General features: G+C 65.1%; 20 protein-coding genes. 7 read left to right on the forward strand and 13 right to left on the reverse strand.

Annotated elements, in window-relative coordinates:
* Positions 1-15 precede the first annotated feature (15 nt).
* The 5 genes from ACRYLT_RS05495 to rpmF form a co-directional block, all read right to left on the reverse strand.
* On the reverse strand, positions 16-387 hold the full coding sequence (locus ACRYLT_RS05495; RefSeq protein WP_482663097.1) for a MerR family transcriptional regulator: 372 nt from the start codon (positions 385-387) through the stop codon (positions 16-18).
* A 7-nt stretch (positions 388-394) separates the two neighbouring features.
* Complete coding sequence (locus tag ACRYLT_RS05500; RefSeq protein WP_482663098.1) at positions 395-718, reverse strand: integration host factor subunit alpha; 324 nt, start codon at positions 716-718, stop codon at positions 395-397.
* A gap of 81 nt (positions 719-799) precedes the next feature.
* Entirely contained in the window at positions 800-1762 is a 963-nt protein-coding gene (locus tag ACRYLT_RS05505; protein ID WP_482663099.1) for a beta-ketoacyl-ACP synthase III, read from the reverse strand.
* Positions 1759-2805 (reverse strand): phosphate acyltransferase PlsX, encoded by a 1047-nt coding sequence (plsX, locus tag ACRYLT_RS05510; RefSeq protein WP_482663100.1) that lies wholly within the window; start codon positions 2803-2805, stop codon positions 1759-1761. Before plsX ends, ACRYLT_RS05505 begins: the two co-directional genes overlap by 4 nt.
* A 34-nt stretch (positions 2806-2839) precedes the next feature.
* Entirely contained in the window at positions 2840-3019 is a 180-nt protein-coding gene (gene rpmF / locus ACRYLT_RS05515; RefSeq protein WP_482663101.1) for a 50S ribosomal protein L32, read from the reverse strand.
* A gap of 194 nt (positions 3020-3213) precedes the next feature.
* Between rpmF and ACRYLT_RS05520 the strand changes: the two genes are divergently transcribed.
* The gene (locus tag ACRYLT_RS05520; protein ID WP_482663102.1) at positions 3214-3663 is read left to right on the forward strand and encodes an MAPEG family protein; all 450 of its coding nucleotides are present in this window, start codon (positions 3214-3216) and stop codon (positions 3661-3663) included.
* On the opposite strand, the gene ACRYLT_RS05525 is transcribed toward ACRYLT_RS05520, so the two are convergent.
* Positions 3660-4319 carry an MBL fold metallo-hydrolase gene (locus tag ACRYLT_RS05525; RefSeq protein WP_482663103.1) on the reverse strand — a complete coding sequence of 220 codons (660 nt, stop codon included), beginning with the start codon at positions 4317-4319 and terminating at the stop codon, positions 3660-3662. The genes ACRYLT_RS05520 and ACRYLT_RS05525 overlap by 4 nt on opposite strands.
* 65 nt (positions 4320-4384) lie before the next feature.
* Here ACRYLT_RS05525 and ACRYLT_RS05530 point away from each other — a divergent pair, with 65 nt between their 5' ends.
* The 3 genes from ACRYLT_RS05530 to ACRYLT_RS05540 are packed head-to-tail and all read left to right on the forward strand — an operon-like array spanning position 4385 to position 7326.
* Complete coding sequence (locus ACRYLT_RS05530) at positions 4385-5194, forward strand: class I SAM-dependent methyltransferase (RefSeq protein WP_482663104.1); 810 nt, start codon at positions 4385-4387, stop codon at positions 5192-5194.
* Between the two features lie 15 nt (positions 5195-5209).
* On the forward strand, positions 5210-6325 hold the full coding sequence (locus tag ACRYLT_RS05535; protein ID WP_482663105.1) for a DUF47 family protein: 1116 nt from the start codon (positions 5210-5212) through the stop codon (positions 6323-6325).
* The gene (locus ACRYLT_RS05540) at positions 6325-7326 is read left to right on the forward strand and encodes an inorganic phosphate transporter (protein WP_482663106.1); all 1002 of its coding nucleotides are present in this window, start codon (positions 6325-6327) and stop codon (positions 7324-7326) included. The genes ACRYLT_RS05535 and ACRYLT_RS05540 overlap by 1 nt, the downstream gene beginning before the upstream one ends.
* Before the next feature lie 3 nt (positions 7327-7329).
* Here ACRYLT_RS05540 and ACRYLT_RS05545 read toward each other — a convergent pair whose 3' ends face one another.
* Positions 7330-8703, reverse strand: coding sequence for an L-serine ammonia-lyase (locus tag ACRYLT_RS05545; protein WP_482663107.1), 1374 nt, complete (start codon positions 8701-8703; stop codon positions 7330-7332).
* A gap of 42 nt (positions 8704-8745) precedes the next feature.
* Here ACRYLT_RS05545 and pabB point away from each other — a divergent pair, with 42 nt between their 5' ends.
* A complete protein-coding gene (pabB, locus tag ACRYLT_RS05550; RefSeq protein ID WP_482663108.1) occupies positions 8746-10458 on the forward strand; it encodes an aminodeoxychorismate synthase component I in 1713 nt (570 codons plus the stop codon).
* Here the strand turns inward: pabB and pdeM are convergent.
* On the reverse strand, positions 10455-11117 hold the full coding sequence (gene pdeM, locus ACRYLT_RS05555; RefSeq protein ID WP_482663109.1) for a ligase-associated DNA damage response endonuclease PdeM: 663 nt from the start codon (positions 11115-11117) through the stop codon (positions 10455-10457). The genes pabB and pdeM overlap by 4 nt on opposite strands.
* Before the next feature lie 102 nt (positions 11118-11219).
* Between pdeM and ACRYLT_RS05560 the strand changes: the two genes are divergently transcribed.
* Positions 11220-11774 (forward strand): RNA polymerase sigma factor, encoded by a 555-nt coding sequence (locus tag ACRYLT_RS05560; protein ID WP_482663110.1) that lies wholly within the window; start codon positions 11220-11222, stop codon positions 11772-11774.
* Complete coding sequence (locus ACRYLT_RS05565; RefSeq protein WP_482663111.1) at positions 11774-12139, forward strand: DUF6768 family protein; 366 nt, start codon at positions 11774-11776, stop codon at positions 12137-12139. The genes ACRYLT_RS05560 and ACRYLT_RS05565 overlap by 1 nt, the downstream gene beginning before the upstream one ends.
* A gap of 4 nt (positions 12140-12143) precedes the next feature.
* Here ACRYLT_RS05565 and ACRYLT_RS05570 read toward each other — a convergent pair whose 3' ends face one another.
* The 5 genes from ACRYLT_RS05570 to ACRYLT_RS05590 all read right to left on the reverse strand — a co-directional run bounded on the left by ACRYLT_RS05570 (position 12144) and on the right by ACRYLT_RS05590 (position 17172).
* The gene (locus ACRYLT_RS05570; protein ID WP_482663112.1) at positions 12144-12308 is read right to left on the reverse strand and encodes a hypothetical protein; all 165 of its coding nucleotides are present in this window, start codon (positions 12306-12308) and stop codon (positions 12144-12146) included.
* Between the two features lie 307 nt (positions 12309-12615).
* On the reverse strand, positions 12616-13116 hold the full coding sequence (locus ACRYLT_RS05575) for an Hsp20 family protein (protein WP_482663113.1): 501 nt from the start codon (positions 13114-13116) through the stop codon (positions 12616-12618).
* Between the two features lie 122 nt (positions 13117-13238).
* On the reverse strand, positions 13239-14435 hold the full coding sequence (locus tag ACRYLT_RS05580; RefSeq protein ID WP_482663114.1) for a dipeptidase: 1197 nt from the start codon (positions 14433-14435) through the stop codon (positions 13239-13241).
* A gap of 55 nt (positions 14436-14490) precedes the next feature.
* A complete protein-coding gene (locus ACRYLT_RS05585; RefSeq protein WP_482663115.1) occupies positions 14491-14697 on the reverse strand; it encodes a hypothetical protein in 207 nt (68 codons plus the stop codon).
* Positions 14698-14760: 63 nt separating this feature from the next.
* A complete protein-coding gene (locus tag ACRYLT_RS05590) occupies positions 14761-17172 on the reverse strand; it encodes a ligase-associated DNA damage response DEXH box helicase (protein WP_482663116.1) in 2412 nt (803 codons plus the stop codon).
* Positions 17173-17179: the final 7 nt, after the last annotated feature.

Consider the following 17179-nt stretch of genomic DNA (forward strand, 5'->3'; position numbering starts at 1 on the left):
ACGCGGGCTGAAGCTTCAAACGTCACTTTCCTGGAGCGCTTCGGCAAGAGTCCGCCGCAGGGCGCGGAGGGCTTCCGCGGGAAAATCGCCATCCGTGCTCGCCGGCTCAGGCGAGGCAGGCTCCGGATCCGGCGCGGCTCCGCCTTTGGCCAGAAGCTGCTGAACGCCTCGGATCGTATAGCCGTCCTGATTCAGCAGGCGATGGATTCGCCGGGCAAGGGCGACATCCTCCGGCCTGTAATAGCGTCGATTACCGGCCCGCTGCAGCGGCCGGAGCTGCGGAAAGCGCGTTTCCCAGTAGCGCAGAATATGCTGCGGGACGCCAAGTTCCTGGGCAAGTTCGCCTATGGTCCGGAAGGCTCGATCGCTCTTGCCGCTCGGGCCCATCCGGCGATCAGACGCCGCGAGCGATCCGCTCGCGCATGATCTGGCTCGCGCGGAAGGTGAGCACGCGCCGAGGAGCGATTGGGACTTCCACGCCGGTCTTCGGATTGCGCCCGATCCGCTCGCCCTTGTCGCGCAGGATGAAGCTGCCGAACCCGGAGATCTTCACATTCTCGCCTTCGGCGAGCGCATGGCACATATGGTGGAGGATCCGCTCGACAATGCCTGCGGAGTCGGCGCGCGACAGCCCGATCTCGCGATGAACGATGTCGGCGAGGTCCGCGCGGGTCAATGTGCCGGCCATCGGCTTCCTTATCGTCCCTGCGTCGGCCATGAAGGAATCCCCTCCCCGTGAACAGGGCGAACCCTAGTCCAGCTTGGCGCTCAGCGCAATCCGGCTAAGCGTCCAACCTGTTCAGTAACGGACCACTGCGGCGCCCCAGGTGAATCCGCCGCCCATGGCTTCGAGCACGAGCAGGTCGCCCTTCCGGATGCGGCCGTCGCGCACGGCCACGTCGAGCGCGAGCGGCACCGAGGCAGCCGAAGTATTGGCATGCTGGTCGACCGTGACGACGACCTTGCCAGGATCGATTCCGAGCTTCTTCGCCGTTGCGTCGAGGATACGCTTGTTCGCCTGGTGCGGAATCACCCAGTCGACTTCCTCCACACGGTGTCCGGCGACGCCCAGCACCTCGTTGAGGACATCGGCCAGGTTGACGACGGCGTGGCGGAAGACCTCCTTGCCCTTCATTCGGAGCTTGCCGACGGTTCCGGTCGTCGAGACTCCGCCGTCCACATAGAGGAGATCGTTGTGCCGCCCGTCGGCATGGAGGCGAGTGGCGAGGATTCCGGAATCCTCCGTTTCCTCGGCCTTGAGAACGATCGCGCCGGCGCCGTCGCCGAACAGGACGCAGGTGGCGCGATCCTCCCAGTCGAGAATCCGGCTGAAGGTTTCGGAGCCGATGACCAGCGCATAGTCGGCCATTCCGCCCTTCACCATATTGTCGGCGACGGAGAGGGCGTAGAGAAATCCGGTGCAAACCGCGGCCACGTCAAAGGCGATGCAGTCGTCGATGCCCAGCGCGGTCTGAACCCGAGTCGCACTTGCCGGAAAGGTCTGGTCCGGCGTCGCGGTGGCGAGAACGATGAGGCCGATCCGATCGGGCTCGATCCCGGCCGCGGCCAGCGCCTTGCGCGCTGCCTCCGTCGCGAGGGTGGCGGTGGTCTCGCCGTCCGCGGCAATGTGCCGAGCCTCGATTCCGGTTCGCTCGACGATCCATTCGTGGCTCGTCTCGACTCGCTCGGCGAGCTCGGCATTGGTGACTCGCCGCGGCGGCAAGGCCGACCCGGTGCCGATGATGGTTGCGCGTCTGGTCATTTCGCGGCGACCGACGACTGGCGGGATGCCACGTTCGCCAGGTCGTCCTTGATCTTGCGGGTCAGTTCCTCACGCACCATCCGGGCCGCGACCCGGATGGCATTGGCAACGCCTTTTTCGTTGGCGCTTCCGTGGCTCTTCACCACCAACCCGTCGAGCCCGAGGAAGACGGCGCCATTGTGATTGTTCGGATCGAGGTGATGCCGGAGGAGCTCGGTCGCCGGTCGCGAGATGAGGAACCCGAACTTGGAGCGGATCGAGCTGGTGAAAGCCCGCCGCAGGAGGTCGGTGACAAACCGCGCCGTGCCCTCGACGGACTTGAGCGCGATGTTGCCGGAAAAGCCGTCGGTCACGACGACATCCGCGTCGCCCCGGGAAAGCTTGTCGGCCTCGATGAAGCCGTCGAACCGCATCCCAAGGTCGGTCGAAGCGCGGAGGATCGCTGCGGCTTCCTTCAGCTCGTCGGTTCCCTTGAGATCCTCGGTGCCGATGTTGAGGAGCTGGACCCGCGGCCGCTCGAGGTCGAGAACGACTCGGGCATAAGCCGCGCCCATAACCGCAAACTGAACGAGATTCTGAACGTCGCATTCGGTGTTCGCGCCAAGGTCGAGCATGACCAGGTCATTCTCGCCAAGCGTCGGCAGCAGGGCCGCAAGCGCCGGTCGGTCGATTCCCGGCATGGTGCGAAGCGCAAGCTTCGCCATGGCCATCAGCGCACCCGTATTGCCGCCGGAAACGGCGGCCTGAGCCTCGCCGGACTTCACGGCGGCGATGGCCAAACCCATCGATGTCGACTTGGCGCGACGGATCGCCTGGCTCGGCTTCTCGGTGCCGGCGATGACATCGTCGCAATGGATGACCGTGCAGGCGCCTGCCAGATCCCGATGCTTGTCGAGTTCCTGGTGAACCGCCGCTTCGTTGCCGAACAGGAGAAAAGTCAGGTCGTCGCGCCGATCAAAGGCGTGGGCGGCGCCCGCGACCATCACCGATGGTCCGCTATCGCCCCCCATGGCATCGATCGCGATCCGGGGCCCGTTGGCCAAGAAAGTCGTCTCCCCTGCTGAAGGCGGAGCCGTCTTAGGCCTCGGACTTCAGGATTTCACGCCCCTTATAGTGGCCGCAGCTCTGGCACACATTGTGAGGCAGCCGAAGCTCGCCACAGTTCGGGCATTCCTGGTACTGCGTCGGCTTCAGCGCGTCATGGCTGCGACGCATGTTCCGGCGGGACGGCGAGGTTTTTCTTTTGGGGACGGCCATGTCGGCACCTGTTCTTCTTGGATCGGTTGCATGATGTGGCGAGTGCGCTGCCGCGGTTCAACGGCCGAATGCGGCCGCTGGCCTCGCGGCCGGATGCCCTCGCTTAAAGGCTGCCGCCTATAGCGACTTCGCGAGACGTTGCAAGCGAGTCCACGGCGTGCGACGAGCTGCGCCATGCTTCGGGGAACAGCCTCATGATCATTCTGCCCATCACCTTGACCATCGCCGGCGCCGCCGCCCTTCTCCACATCTGGCTCAGCCTTCGAGTCAGCCGGCTTCGCCGTCCACTTCGAATCGCCGTAGGCGACGGTGGCAATGAAGCTCTCGCGCGCCGGATGCGGGCCCATTCCAACTTTGCCGAGAACATGCCGATCTTTCTTGTCCTGCTCGGATTTCTCGAACTTGCGACCGGCGGCAATCACTGGCTTTGGGGTGCCTCGATCCTGTTCATCCTCGCCCGCATCGCTCACGCTTTCGGAATGGATCGGCCCGGCGCGAATGCGCCTCGCGTCGGCGGGATCGGGATCAGCTGGGCGGTGCTGCTCGCGCTGGGCGGCTATGCGATCTTCATTGCCTATCAGAGCCCGCCGATCCGAGGCGGGATGGAAATCTCGCCCGGCCGCAGCGCCTCGCGCTCGCTCTAGCCGCTCGCGAGCACCCGGTCCCCGACGAAGGGATTGGTGCGGCGCTCCTGGCCGAACGTGCTGACCGGGCCGTGCCCGGGAACGAAGGTCGTGTCGTCACCGAGCGGCCAGAGCTTGCGGGTGATCGCGTCGATCAGGTCCTGGTGATTGCCCATCGGAAAATCGGTTCGGCCGATCGAGCCCTGGAAAAGGACGTCGCCGACGATCGCAAGGCGCGAAGGCGAATGGTGGAAGACGACATGACCTGGAGTATGGCCGGGGCAATGGTAAACGTCGAACTCGACCGTCCCGACCGTGACCTTGTCGCCATCGTTCAGCCACCGGTCCGATTCGAAGGTCTTGCCGGTAATCCCATAGGCCCGGCCGTCATCTTCGAGACGGGCAATCCAGAAGCGGTCCGCCTCGTGCGGACCCTCGATCGGAACTCCAAGCTCGTCCGCGAGGATCTTGGCCGACCCGCAATGATCGATATGGCCGTGGGTCAGCAGCAGTTTCTCGATGGTCACGCCCTGCTGCCGGGCGGCCGCCTTGAGTCGATCCAGGTCGCCGCCGGGATCGGTGAAGGCGCCCTTCATCGTCCGCGTGCACCAGACGAGGCAGCAATTCTGCTGGAGAGGCGTTACCGGAATGATCGCAACTTTGAGCGGCAGGTCCATGACGGAGCAGATGGCGCACCGGGCATGGGGATACAAGAACCGAGCCGCCTGTTAGAAAGCCTGCAATGCGGCCGCTCCTGATCGTCCTTCCCTTCGCGCTCGCCTCCTGCGCCTTCGAAGGTGGTGGTTTCGTGCCGACGAACCCGGCGCCGGCGCGGCTTTCCGAGGCTGACCTCGACGTCCCTTATGTACCCACGCCCCGTCGGGTGGTCGAAGCGATGATGGAGATCGCCGCAGTGGGACCGGAAGACTATCTGATCGATCTCGGTTCGGGCGACGGCCGAATTGCGATCATGGCGGCCCAGCGGGGTGCCCGGGCGCTCGGGGTCGACATCGATCCGGCGCGAGTCGCCGAAGCGAGCGCTGCCGCCGCTTTGGCCCAGGTCGAGAATCGGGTTCGCTTTCGGCGCCAGGATCTGTTCGCCACACCGATTGCCGAGGCAAGCGTCATCGCCATGTACCTGCTTCCGGAGATCAACATGCGGCTTCGGCCGCGTCTGTTGACCGAAGCGAGGCCGGGTACCCGGATCGTCAGCCACAACTTCACCCTCGGCGACTGGCGGCCGGACGCGCAACGGGCCGTCGACGCCTCGACCATCTACTTCTGGGTGGTCCCGGCAGTTGTCGGCGGAAACTGGTCGATGACCGACACCTCCGGCGAAACGGTGGCGCTTCAGCTGGAACAGAGGTTCCAAGAGGTGGTTGGCACCCTGACCGGGCGCGGACAAAGCGTGGAGCTTCGCGATGTCGAGCTCATCGGGACGGCCTTTCGCTTCGCCGTCGACACGCCTGAGGGAAGGCGGACCTATCGCGGCTTTGCCGACGGCTCGGAAATCCGCTTCGACGGCGGCGCGATCGCTCGGCGGAATGACTGAGCCGGGGCGCGCCCGTTGATCACCCAGTTCGCCGCGCTTCCGTATCGGGTCGATTCGGAAAAAGGCCTTCAAATCCTGCTGATCACCTCCCGCGACACCGGACGATGGGTGATTCCGAAAGGGAATCCGATGCCGCGCCGGCAGGGTCACGAGACGGCTGCCCGTGAAGCCTTCGAGGAAGCAGGGCTGGAGGGGGAGATATCGACGCTTCCCGCAGGCCATTATTCCTATGACAAGCGCCGCCGCTCGGGTGCGCCGGTGCCGGCCCGGGTCACCGTCTATCCGATGCGAGTCCTGCACCAGCATTATGCCTGGCCAGAGCGCAAGGAGCGGACGGTGCGCTGGTTCGAGCCGAAGCAGGCAGCCGCGTCGGTCGACGAGCCGGACCTCAGAGATCTGATCCTCGCTTTCGCCGACTCGCCGCCCGAGCTCGGCAGTGACGGGGCATTCGTCATCGGCGGCTACCGCTTCCGCAGGAGGGCCGGAATGTTCAACTTCATCCGGGCAATGATGCCGAAGGAGGACCGCTTCTTCGATCTGTTCGAACGACAGGCCGAGATCATCGTCGCAGGCGCCGACACGATGACGGCCATGTTCGCCGGTGAAGCCGGAGTCGCGGAATCCTGCCGCCGGATTTCGGAGCACGAAACCGCCGGCGACGATGTCACTCGGGACGTGCTCGTCGCCGTGCGCAGGTCCTTCATCACTCCGTTCGATCGAAGCGCGATCACGGCCTTGGCCTCGGCCATGGACGATGCGCTGGACGAGATGTGGCAGACCGCGAAAGCCGTGACGCTCTACGAGGTCGGCCAGTTCGAACCGGAAATGCTGGAGATGAGCCGCAACGCGTCCGAGGCGGCGCGGCTCGTTCGCGAAGCCGTCCCGCTGCTGCGCAACGTCGGCCGCAACGGACAGAGACTGCACGAAATCACCGAATCCATCGTTCATCTGGAAGGCCGGGCCGACCTTCTCCACGAGAAGGGATTGAAGGCGCTGTTCCAGGCGCATGGCGCCGGGCAAGTCATGGACTTCATCGTCGGGCGGGAGGTGTACCGCCATGTCGAGCGCGTGCTCGACAGTCTCGAAGATGTCGCCGACGAGATCCAGGGCATCGTGATCGACCACGCCTGATGGAGCCGACGCTCGCTTTTCCGCTGCTCGTCGCGCTCATCGGCGTGGCCCTTGCCTTCGATTTCCTCAACGGCATGCACGATGCCGCCAACTCGATCGCGACCGTCGTCTCGACTCGGGTCCTCAGCCCGCAGGTCGCGGTCGCCTGGGCGGCCTTTTTCAACTTCATCGCCTTCCTCTTCTTCGGCCTCCACGTCGCGGAAACCATCGGCAAGGGCATTGTCGACCCGCTGGTCATCGATCCGTCGGTCATCTTCGGAGCGCTGATGGGCGCGATCAGCTGGAACGTCACAACCTGGCTGCTGGGGATCCCGTCGAGCAGCAGCCATGCCCTGATCGGCGGCCTGCTTGGTGCCGGAATCGCCAAGGGAGGACTGGGCGTGATCGAATCGTCCGGCGTTCTCATGACGAGCGCTGCGATCTTTCTTTCCCCGGCCATCGGGATGTTGGTCGCCCTCGTGCTGGTGGTTCTGACATCCTGGCTGTTCAGACCGGTCAATGCCGGGCTCTCGGATCGGATATTCCGAAGCCTGCAGCTCCTCTCGGCAGCCGCCTACTCGCTTGGGCATGGCGCGAACGACGCCCAGAAGACGATGGGGATCATCGCCGTCCTGCTTTTTTCCCAGGGCCTGCTCGGGAGCGCGTTCTACGTGCCATTCTGGGTGGTGATTTCGGCCCAGGCGGCAATGGGCCTGGGAACGCTGATGGGCGGCTGGCGGATCGTGCACACGATGGGGTCGAGGATCACCCGACTGACTCCGCACCAGGGATTCTCCGCCGAAACCGGCGGTGCGATCATGCTCTTTTCCGCCACGTCGATGGGAATCCCGGTTTCGACGACCCACACGATCACCGGCTGCATCATGGGCGTTGGTGCCGCGCGGCGGTTTTCCGCGGTGCGCTGGGGCGTCGCCGGCAATATCGTTTTTGCCTGGATCGTCACCCTGCCGGCCGCGGCCTTGATCGGGGCGCTCTTCTACGGGATCACCCGGACCTTCTGAAGGTCAGCACTCCACGACGTTGACGGCAAGTCCGCCAAGGCTGGTCTCCTTGTAGCGTTCGTTCATGTCGAGACCGGTCCTGCGCATCGTCTCGATCACCTGATCGAGGCTGACTCGATGCTCGCCCGTGCCGACGAGCGCGAGCCGCGAGGCTTCGATGGCCTTGATCGCTCCCACGGCGTTGCGCTCGATGCAGGGCACCTGAACCAGTCCGCCGACCGGATCGCAGGTCAGCCCGAGATTATGCTCCATGCCGATCTCGGCCGCATTCTCCACCTGCTCCGGCGAGCCTCCGAGCGCTGCGGTGAGCCCCGCCGCGGCCATCGAACAGGCGACACCGACCTCGCCCTGGCAGCCGACTTCCGCCCCGGAGATCGACGCATTCTCCTTGAACAGCGAGCCAATGGCGGCCGCGGTAAGGAGGAAGACATGGACTCCCTGGTAGGAGGATTGCGGCGTGAAGCGCTGATAATAGCGGAGCACCGCCGGAACGATTCCGGCGGCGCCGTTGGTCGGCGCGGTGACGACCCGCCCGCCGGCGGCATTTTCCTCGTTCACCGCCAGCGCCCACAGATTCACCCAGTCGATCACCGTTAGCGGGTCCGCAAGTGCGCGCTCGGCGCGCTCGGTGAGCAGCCGGTGCAAAGCGGGCGCTCGCCTTTTCACCTTCAGGCCGCCGGGCAGGACTCCGTCTGCGGCCATGCCTCGGTCGATGCAGGCCGACATCGTCTGAACGATGGCGTCGAGCTGACGATCGATCTCGGCGTCCGAAAGATTGGCCCGTTCGTTGGCGCGGGCGATCTCGGCAATGGTCAGCTTTTCGCGTCCGGCGATGGCGAGCAGTTCCGCCGCCGAAGCATAGCGGAAGGGGACGTCCCAGGCACCTTCGGGAGGCGCGTTGCGCTCGACTGCACTGTCGTCGACGACGGCGCCGCCGCCCACCGAATAATAGACTTTGCTTTCGATGGATTCGCCGGCGGAAGCCGTGAAACGCATGCCGTTGCTGTGGTGCGGAAGCCTTTCCCGCTGGTTGAAGCGCAGGTCGCGAGCTTCGTCGAAGGCGATTTCATGCTCGCCGCCGAGGCTGAGACGCCCGCTTGAGCGGATCCGAGCCAGTCGATTCTCGGCCTCGTCGGGATCGATCCGATCCGGTCGGTCGCCCGCGAGACCGAGGAGCACCGCACGATCGGTTGCGTGCCCCTTGCCGGTCAAAGCGAGCGAGCCGTACAGGTCCACTTCGACACGTTTGGTTCGCTCGAGAAGCTCCTTTTCCCGAAGCCTCTCGACAAAGGCGAAGGCCGCGGTCATCGGACCCATTGTGTGCGAACTCGACGGGCCAACGCCGATCTTGAACAGATCGAAGGTGCTGCAGACCAATTATTTTCTCCTGACGTCCCGAGATGGGCGAATTGCCCAAGGATGACAACCGCGCCGTTTGTTCTGCTCGACGATGGGCGCCCGGGCGGGCGGGCAATCCTTTACAGCGCTCCGACCGAAGTGGTCGAAACCCGCGAGCCGAGCGAGGTGCCCGGCTGTCTCGAACGGCTGCGGGGTCGAACGGGGGCCGGGTTCCTTTCCTACGAAGCCGGCTATGCCCTGGAGCCGAAACTGGCGCACCTCGCTCGGCCGGCCTCGGCTGAGGCGCCGCCGCTGCTCTGGTTCGGCCTGTTCGACGAGGGAAGGGAGATCGATGCATCGGCCTTCCTGCCCGATCCCGCCGGCGCCTGGTCGGGGCGTCCCCGCCCGCTCGTTTCGAAAGTCGATCATGGCGCGGCGCTCGATCGGGTGCTCGAGCATATCGCCGCGGGAGACATTTATCAGGCCAACTTCACCTTCCAGTCAGAGGTGCCGACGGCCGGCAGTCCCGCGGCGCTCTACTCGGCCCTGCGCCTCCGCGCCCGTGCCGGTCATGGAGCCCTGGTCTTCACGGGCGCCCACTGGATCCTGAGCCTCTCGCCCGAGCTGTTCTTCACCATGAAGAAGGGGCGGATCGTGGCTCGACCGATGAAGGGAACGGCGCCGGCCGGATCAAAGCCGGCAGCGCTGCGCGACGATCCCAAGCAGCGGGCCGAGAATCTCATGATCGTCGACCTTCTGCGCAACGACCTTTCCCGGGTGTCGAGGCCGGGCTCCGTGAAAGTGCCGGAACTGTTCGCGATCGAAGTCTATCCCACCGTTCTTCAGATGACCTCCACCGTCATCTCCGACGCCGCCGACGGCATCGACGGAGTCGATCTTGTTCGGACAATCTTTCCGTGCGGCTCGATCACCGGAGCCCCCAAGATAAGAGCGATGGAAATCATCGCGGCCCTCGAAAAACGGCCTCGCGGCGTCTATTGCGGAGCTGTCGGCCGGTTCACGGGCGACGGCGATGCCGAATTCAACGTCGCCATCCGAACCCTGACTCTTCCCGAAGGAGGATCGGTGGCGCGGCTGGGGCTCGGCTCGGGCATCGTCGCGGACAGCCGCGCCGGCGACGAATGGCGCGAATGCCTGGCGAAAGGAAGGTTCGTGGAAAGTCAGAAGCGGTTCGACCTCATCGAGACGATGGCGTTCGACCCGCATTCCGGCCTCGCCGATCTCGACCGACATCTGGCGCGGATGAAGCAAAGCGCCGAAGCGCTCGATTTCCGGTTCGACCGTCACGAGGCCCGCAACGAGCTTCAGGCCGCTACCTTCCGGGCCGGTCCGTGCAAGGTGCGGCTGCGGCTGTCGAGAAGCGGGGCGATGGCGATCGAGCTTCGCGAACCGGACCCCAAGCCGACGGAGCCGGTGGAAGTGGCGGTCGTGCCTCTGCCGGTTTCTTCCGACGACTTCCGGCTTCGCTTCAAGACTTCGGATCGCGCCTTTTATGACGAGGCTCGCGAGAGAGCCGGCACCTTCGAAGTGGTGTTCCGGGACGATAGGGGCTTCCTCACCGAGGGAAGCTTCACCACCCTGTTTGTCGAACGGGGTGGCAGGCTGGTCACGCCGCCGCTCGTTCGGGGGCTCCTGCCGGGAACGCTCAGGGAGCGGCTGATTGAGGAGTCGGGGGTCATCGAAGCGGATCTGGTCGAGGCCGATCTGCTCCAGGGTTTCCTGGTTGGGAACAGCGTTCGTGGCCTGATCCGAGCCAGGCTGAAACGCAGCTAGGCGGCGATTGGGAAGCGAAGCAGCCGGTCGGCAACCGGCACCAGTGCCTCGGCTGGGCTTCCAACCGCGCGAAGGATTTCGGGATGGGCTGCATCCAGTCCGCCGGTCAGGGCGCCGAAGGCCGGCAGGACGAGCTTGCGTTCGCTCGCAACGAAGCAGCGGCGGGCGACCTGCCGACCGCGCTGGCTGATTCGCAGCTTGGGATGAAAATGGCCGGAGAGTTCGGGCCGAGTCTCGCTCGAATGGGCCTGATGGCGAAGCACCAGACCGTCGACCAGCGCTTCCTCGACGATGCTTCCGCCGCAATGATCGGCGAAGCCTGGGTCGTGGTTGCCGATGATCCACGTCCAGCGGGTCTCTGCGGTTAGCCTTGTGAGCAAGTCCCGCGCCCGAGCCGGCAGTCGGTCGCAGCCATGCTCGTCATGAAAACTATCGCCCAGGCACCAGATTTCGCGCGCGCCGGTAGCGGCGACCAGAGCCGTCAGGTCGGCGAGCGTGGCGAGCGAATCGTAGGGTGGGAGCATCTGGCCCAGCCGGGCAAACCAGCTGGCTTTTTCCAGATGAAGATCGGCGACGAGCAGGGCGTTCCGACGCGGCCAGTAGACCGCGCCTTGCGGAAGAGCCTGGAGCTCCTCTCCACAGAACGAAAAGCGAACCATCGCCCGGCTATGCGGTGCAGTCGCACAACTTTCAAGCGCACGAATTGAACCGATGCCCGATCGATCGGCACCTATAGCGTGAAACCACGCAGAAGGCGGGACGTGAAGCATTTGGAGCCAAAGCGACGTGCCCTCGACGCGTATCTCGTCGCATCCGCTCGGCTCGGCGACCGCAGGGCCTTCGTGCTGCTCATTCGCGCCTGGCAGCCGCGCCTTGCCGCCCATGCCTGGCGGCTGCTCGGCGATGCCGAAGCGGCGCAGGACGCAGTTCAGGAGGCCTGGACGGAAATCGTCCGGGGGCTGCCTCGACTGGCTGACGCCGATGCCTTTCCGGCCTGGGCCTTTCGGATCGTCACTCGCCGTTGTGCCCGGTCGGTCGCTGGCGCGCAGCGCCGGCGCCGGCTGGAGGCGGCGCTGGAAGCCGAGATCGGCTTCGAGCCCGAAGAGCGGCAGGTCGATGCAAGCGATCGGGCACGGCTGCGCGCCGCACTCGAAGCTTTGCCGCCCGGCCAGCGGGCCGCCATCGCCCTCTTCCATCTGGAGGAAATGAGTGTCGCCGAAGTGGCGGTAGCTCTCGACGTCCCGGCGGGCACGGTGAAGACCCGCCTCATGCACGCGAGGCGCAAGCTGCGCGTGGTGCTGCAAGGAGACGAATGATGCGTGACCTGGACAGGATGATCGACGAGGCGCTCAACGAGGAAGAAAGTGAATTGCTTCGTCGGATCGGCGATCCGCCGGGACTGGTCGAGCGGGCGCTTGGCTTGTTCGGAGCCGGTACCAGGTGGATGGTCGCACTGCTGATGCTGATCCAGGCGCTGCTGTTCGCGGCAGGCGCTTGGGCGGGCTGGAAGTTCTTCGAAGCGTCCGATCCGGTCGCTCAGCTTCGCTGGGGGCTGCCGGCGGCGGTTCTGCTGCTGATGTCGCTTTCCATCAAATTGTCAGTGGCCCCTTCGATCCATGCCAACCGGATTCTTTGCGAGCTCAAGCGGATCGAACTGCGCGTTGCCCGACTCAGGGAGTGACCAATCAGGAGCCGGATGGCAGTTCGGGCAGGACCGACGACTGAACCGCTGCGTCCCGGCCGCGCGCTTCGAGCGAATCTACATGGGTCGCGAAGAAGATGATTCCGCCCAGGACAAAGCCCTGACCGACCAGCACGAAAGGATTCTGTAGCTTCTTCAACAACTTCATGGCCGCTCTCTTCTGTCATCCCTTTGTTGCGGCGCAGCATTGCGCTTCGTGAAAGCGCGCCCGTTACAGCTCCGAAAGCAAATTTGCACGCGCAATATGTCGACTGTGCCGGACCGATCATAAACCACGCCTGAATCATCGCGGTCTGCTCCGGAACGAGGCCGGGGCCGCTTCACGACGGTGAACCTCGTGCAATAAGCGGGACGCCAGCGGGTCGAGATCGGTCGCGCTTCGGCGGAGGGACGGTTTCGAAACCGGAAGCGAAGCGAAGCCGGCGCCGACACTGCGGCGCCGGATCATCGGCCGGTCAGGCGGTTTGCGCCTCCTGGTCCGCCGGCTGCGGACCGGGCTCCTCCTGGCCATCCTCCCGCGACAGAGTGGTCGCTTCACCGCTACGGATGTCGATCTTGCGCGGCTTCATGGCGTCCGGAACCTCACGTACAAGCTCGATCGAAAGCAGGCCGTCGCGAAGGTCGGCACCGGTCACCCTGACGAAATCCGCCAGCTCGAAGCGACGCTCGAAGGCCCGGGTGGCAATGCCCATGTGCAGATAATTGCCGTCTCGGTTTCGACTCTCGGATCTGCGTCCGGCGATCACGAGCATGTTCTGCTGAGCCGTGATTTCCAGGTCGTCGCGCTTGAAGCCGGCGACGGCCAGAGTGATCCGGTAGGAATCGTCGCTGAGCTTTTCGATGTCGAACGGGGGATAATTCTCCTGCTCGGCGCGACTGGCATTTTCCAGGAAGTCGAACAGACGGTCGAACCCGACGGTGGAACGGCGGTAGGGCGAGAAATCGAGACCCCTCATGTCCATGTCCTCCTTCTGAGCAACATCGAACGGAGCTCGCCCCGGCCGGGCGCAAGCCCCGGTGGCACCGGAAGCGGCATCGGGCTTCCGGCGGGAATCATCTAGTCAGCCTTGCGCTGTCTTCAAGACGGGCGGCGCTGGTCGGCGTAGCGCTGGGCCTGGCGGAGGACCCGGAGCAGATTGCCGCTCATGATCTTGGCGATGTCGGCCTCGCTGAATCCTTCACGTCGAAGGCGTGCGGTGATCCGGGGAAGGGCGGTGATATCCTCCATGCCGATCACTCCGCCTCCGCCGTCCCAGTCGGCGCCAAGACCGACATGATCGACGCCCATGACCGAAACGGCGTGGAGCAGGCTTTGCATGAAAGTCTCGAACGTCGCTGTCGTCGCCGGACGCTCGAGTGCGGCGAGGTCGGCGAGCAGACGTCGGCGCTCGGCGGGGTTGAGCGTGTTCCAGCGGCGCTGGCGCTGCTCGATCGCGCTACGTTCGGCGGAACGGTCCTCCTCGCCAAGGAAAACGGTGTTCATGAACATGACGCCGCCGCTCCGTGCGAGCCTCCGCAGACGTTCGTCCGTCGTATTCCGGGGATGATCGAGGATGGCGCGCGGCCCGTGGTGCGAGAGGACGATCGGAACCCGGCTGAGTTCAATCATCTGGTCGATCGCGGCGTCGGAGGCGTGGCTCCCGTCGATCACCATGCCGAGCCGATTCATCTCCTCGATCCAGCGCCGACCCAGCGGCGAAAGTCCGTTCCAGCGCGCTTCCCCGGTCGTGCTGTCGGCGAACTGATTGGTCCGGCTGTGTACCGGCCCCGCCATTCTCACGCCCAGCCGGTGAAAGGTCCTCAGCAAGGACAGATCCTCGCCGAGCGGCCAGCTATTTTCGATGCTGATAAAGGCGATCCGCTTGCCCTCGGAATGGAGTCGCTCGGCATCCTCCGCCGTCAGCGCCAGACCCATTCGGTCGCGATTCTCGCCGATCACCCGCCAGATCGCGGCGGCCCGGATCAGGGCCCCGTCGCGCGCCTGGGCATAGGCCGCAGGGGTCAGTTCACCCTGCGGCGTGTAGATGACGAAGAAGCCGCCATCGAGACCGCCAAGTTCCATCCGGGGTAGATCGACCTGGCTCCCGTCCCAGCCATGATGGTGGTGTTCGGAGAAATCCCAGTCGCCACTGTCGAACCGCGCGGGAATGTCGAGATGGGTGTCGAGCACCAGCATTTGCTCGTGCACCAGCCGGTCCTCGGGCGTGACATCGGTCTGAGCAGACGCGGGGAGGGCGAAAACAGCGGCGAGGAGGAAAGCGGTCGGAAGGCGCATGAACGGACTCCAGTTTCGGTTCCGTCATTGAAACCGCCGGAGCGCCGGGGTCAAGTCAAGGGAGGTGCGCGGATGGCCCGTTGCGCAGGGCTTGCGCCGATTTCGCCTCGACGCAGGCCATGAGCGCCGCCTGAAGCTCAGCCAGGGTCCCGAGCTCCCGTCCGCAATCGTTGCATCCCAGATGGCCCGCCTCCGGCGGATCCGGCAGGCTGAAATTGGCGCTTCCGCAATGTTCGCAATGCAGTTCGAGCGAGATGTCCATGAAGTCAGCCGATTATATCGTGTCGGTAACTGCCGGTAGCGGCAATTTGATCCGGCGGGTCCGTCAGTCGATCCGCATCGCGTTCGCGGCGAGGGCCTCCGCCTCGATCAGCAATTCGTCTTCGGCCGTTCCGGCCGGGGCCGTTTCGCGACCGATCATGACCAGCACCGGAACCGCAAGCGGACTGATCCTGTCGATCGGCTTGTGAAGCATGGTGGCCACGGCCCGGTCGAGCAGCGAGCCCAATCGGCGAACCTCGGTCAGTCGGGTCCTGGCATCCTCCCATGCGGCCCGAAGCAGCAGATGATCGGGCTCGTAGCGGCGAAGCACGTCATAAATCAGGTCCGTCGAGAAGGTGACCTGCCGGCCGGACTTGCGCTTGCCGGGATGATGCCGTTCGACCAACCCGCCGATCACGGCAACTTCGCGGAAGGCCCGCTTGAGCAGATTGGACCCCTGGACCCATTCGACGAACTCCTCTTCGAGCAGGTCGGGGCTGAGCAAGGCGTGCGGATCTGCGATCGGCTCGAGACCGTAGCAGGCGAGGGCATAATCGTTGGACACGAAGCCGAGCGGCTTCAGGCCGGCCGACTCCATCCGCCGGAGGATCAGCATGCCGAGCGACTGATGGGCGTTCCAGCCTTCGAAGCTGTAGATGACCATGTAATGGCGCCCCTCGTGGGGAAAGGTCTCGACGAGCAGCTGATCCGGCTTCGGAAGCCCGGATCGACGCGCCTGGACCTCCAGCCAGTCGCGAACGTCGTCGGGGAATCGCGCCCATTGCGCCCGGTCGGCAAGGAAATGGCGTACCCGATCGGCAAGATGGGTCGTCATCGCCATGCGCGTGCCGACATAGGTGGGGATCCGCGCCGACCTGCTGGTGGCTCGGACGATGAGATCGGTTGCGGTCATCCGCTCGACTTCGAGGGTCAGGCCGGCGAAGAAGAAGGTGTCACCGACGCTCAAGGTCGAAGCGAATACGTCTTCAACGGTGCCAAGCCTGCGGCCGTTGCGGAACCGGACGTCGAGCAGGGGAGCGTCGACGATGATCCCCGCATTCAGCCGGTGCTGCTGGACGAAGCGGGGATGCGAAATCCGCCAGGTTCCGTCCGGATCGCGGACCAGACGCTTGAACCGGTCATAGGCCCGAAGCGCATAGCCGCCGCTCTCGATGAAGCCGAGGATTTGGCTGAACGTGTCGGCGTCGAGTCCGGCATAGGGCGCCGCGCTTCGAACCTCTTCGAGAAGCTCGGATTCCTGGAATGGCGATGCGCAGGCGAGCGCCATGACATGCTGGGCAAGAACGTCCAGCGCGCCGGATCGAAACATCTCCGAATCGAGCTCTCCCGCCTCGATCGCGTCGAGCGCGGCGCGGCCTTCGAGATATTCGAATCGATTGCCGGGAACGAGGATCGCCTTGCTCGGCTCGTCCAGGCGATGGTTGGCACGTCCGATCCGCTGGACGAGCCGGGAAGCGCCCTTGGGGGCGCCCATCTGGATGACCAGGTCGACGTCGCCCCAGTCGACGCCCAGGTCGAGACTTGCGGTGCAGACCAGCGCCCGCAGCCTGCCAGCTGCGACCGCGGCCTCAACCTTCCGCCGTGCCTCGACGGCCAGGGAGCCGTGATGGATCCCGATCGGAAGCGCGGAGTCGTTCACCGCCCAGAGATCCTGGAACGTCAGCTCGGCCAGGCTTCGCGTGTTGCAGAAGACCAGCGTCGTCCGGTGCCGCTCGATCTCGCGCATCACCCGGGCTGCCGCCCAGCGGCCGCTATGGCCATACCAGGGGATGCGCTCATCCTCCGGGAGCATGATCCTGATATTCGGTTCGGCGCCGGGATCGCCGCGGACGAGGGTCACGGCTTCGACGTCGCCATGGGGCGCAAGCCAGCCCTGAAAGGCTTCCTCGTCGGCGACGGTCGCTGAAAGGCCGACTCGGCGAAGGCCGGGAGCAAGCCGCTGCAGCCGCGCCAGGGCCAGCGCCAGCAGGTCGCCTCGCTTGGTCGTGGCGAAAGCATGGATTTCGTCGATGATGACGGTGCTCAGCCGCTGGAACAGTCGGAAGCTGTCTTCATGGCTCAGCAGGAGACTGAGCGATTCCGGAGTCGTCAGAAGCATGTGCGGTGGCCGCATGCGCTGCCGAGCCTTCCGATCTGCCGGAGTGTCGCCGGTCCGGGTCTCGACCCGGACATCCAGCCCCATCTCGCCGATCGGCGTGAGCAGATTGCGCTGCACGTCCACCGCAAGCGCCTTGAGCGGCGAAATATAAAGGGTGTGAAGGTCTTCGCTCGGCTGCTCGACCAGATCGACGAGGCTGGCGAGGAAGCCGGCAAGCGTCTTCCCTGCGCCGGTCGGCGCCACCAGGAGCGCGCTCCGCCCGGCGCGGGCCGCCTCCAGCATCTCGCGCTGGTGTCGACGGATTTCCCAGCCCTTCGCCGCAAACCAGGCGGCGACCGGCGCGGGCAGTCCGGTCATGCGCGAA

The organism is Sphingosinicella sp. SM1-17 (genome assembly GCF_056821765.1).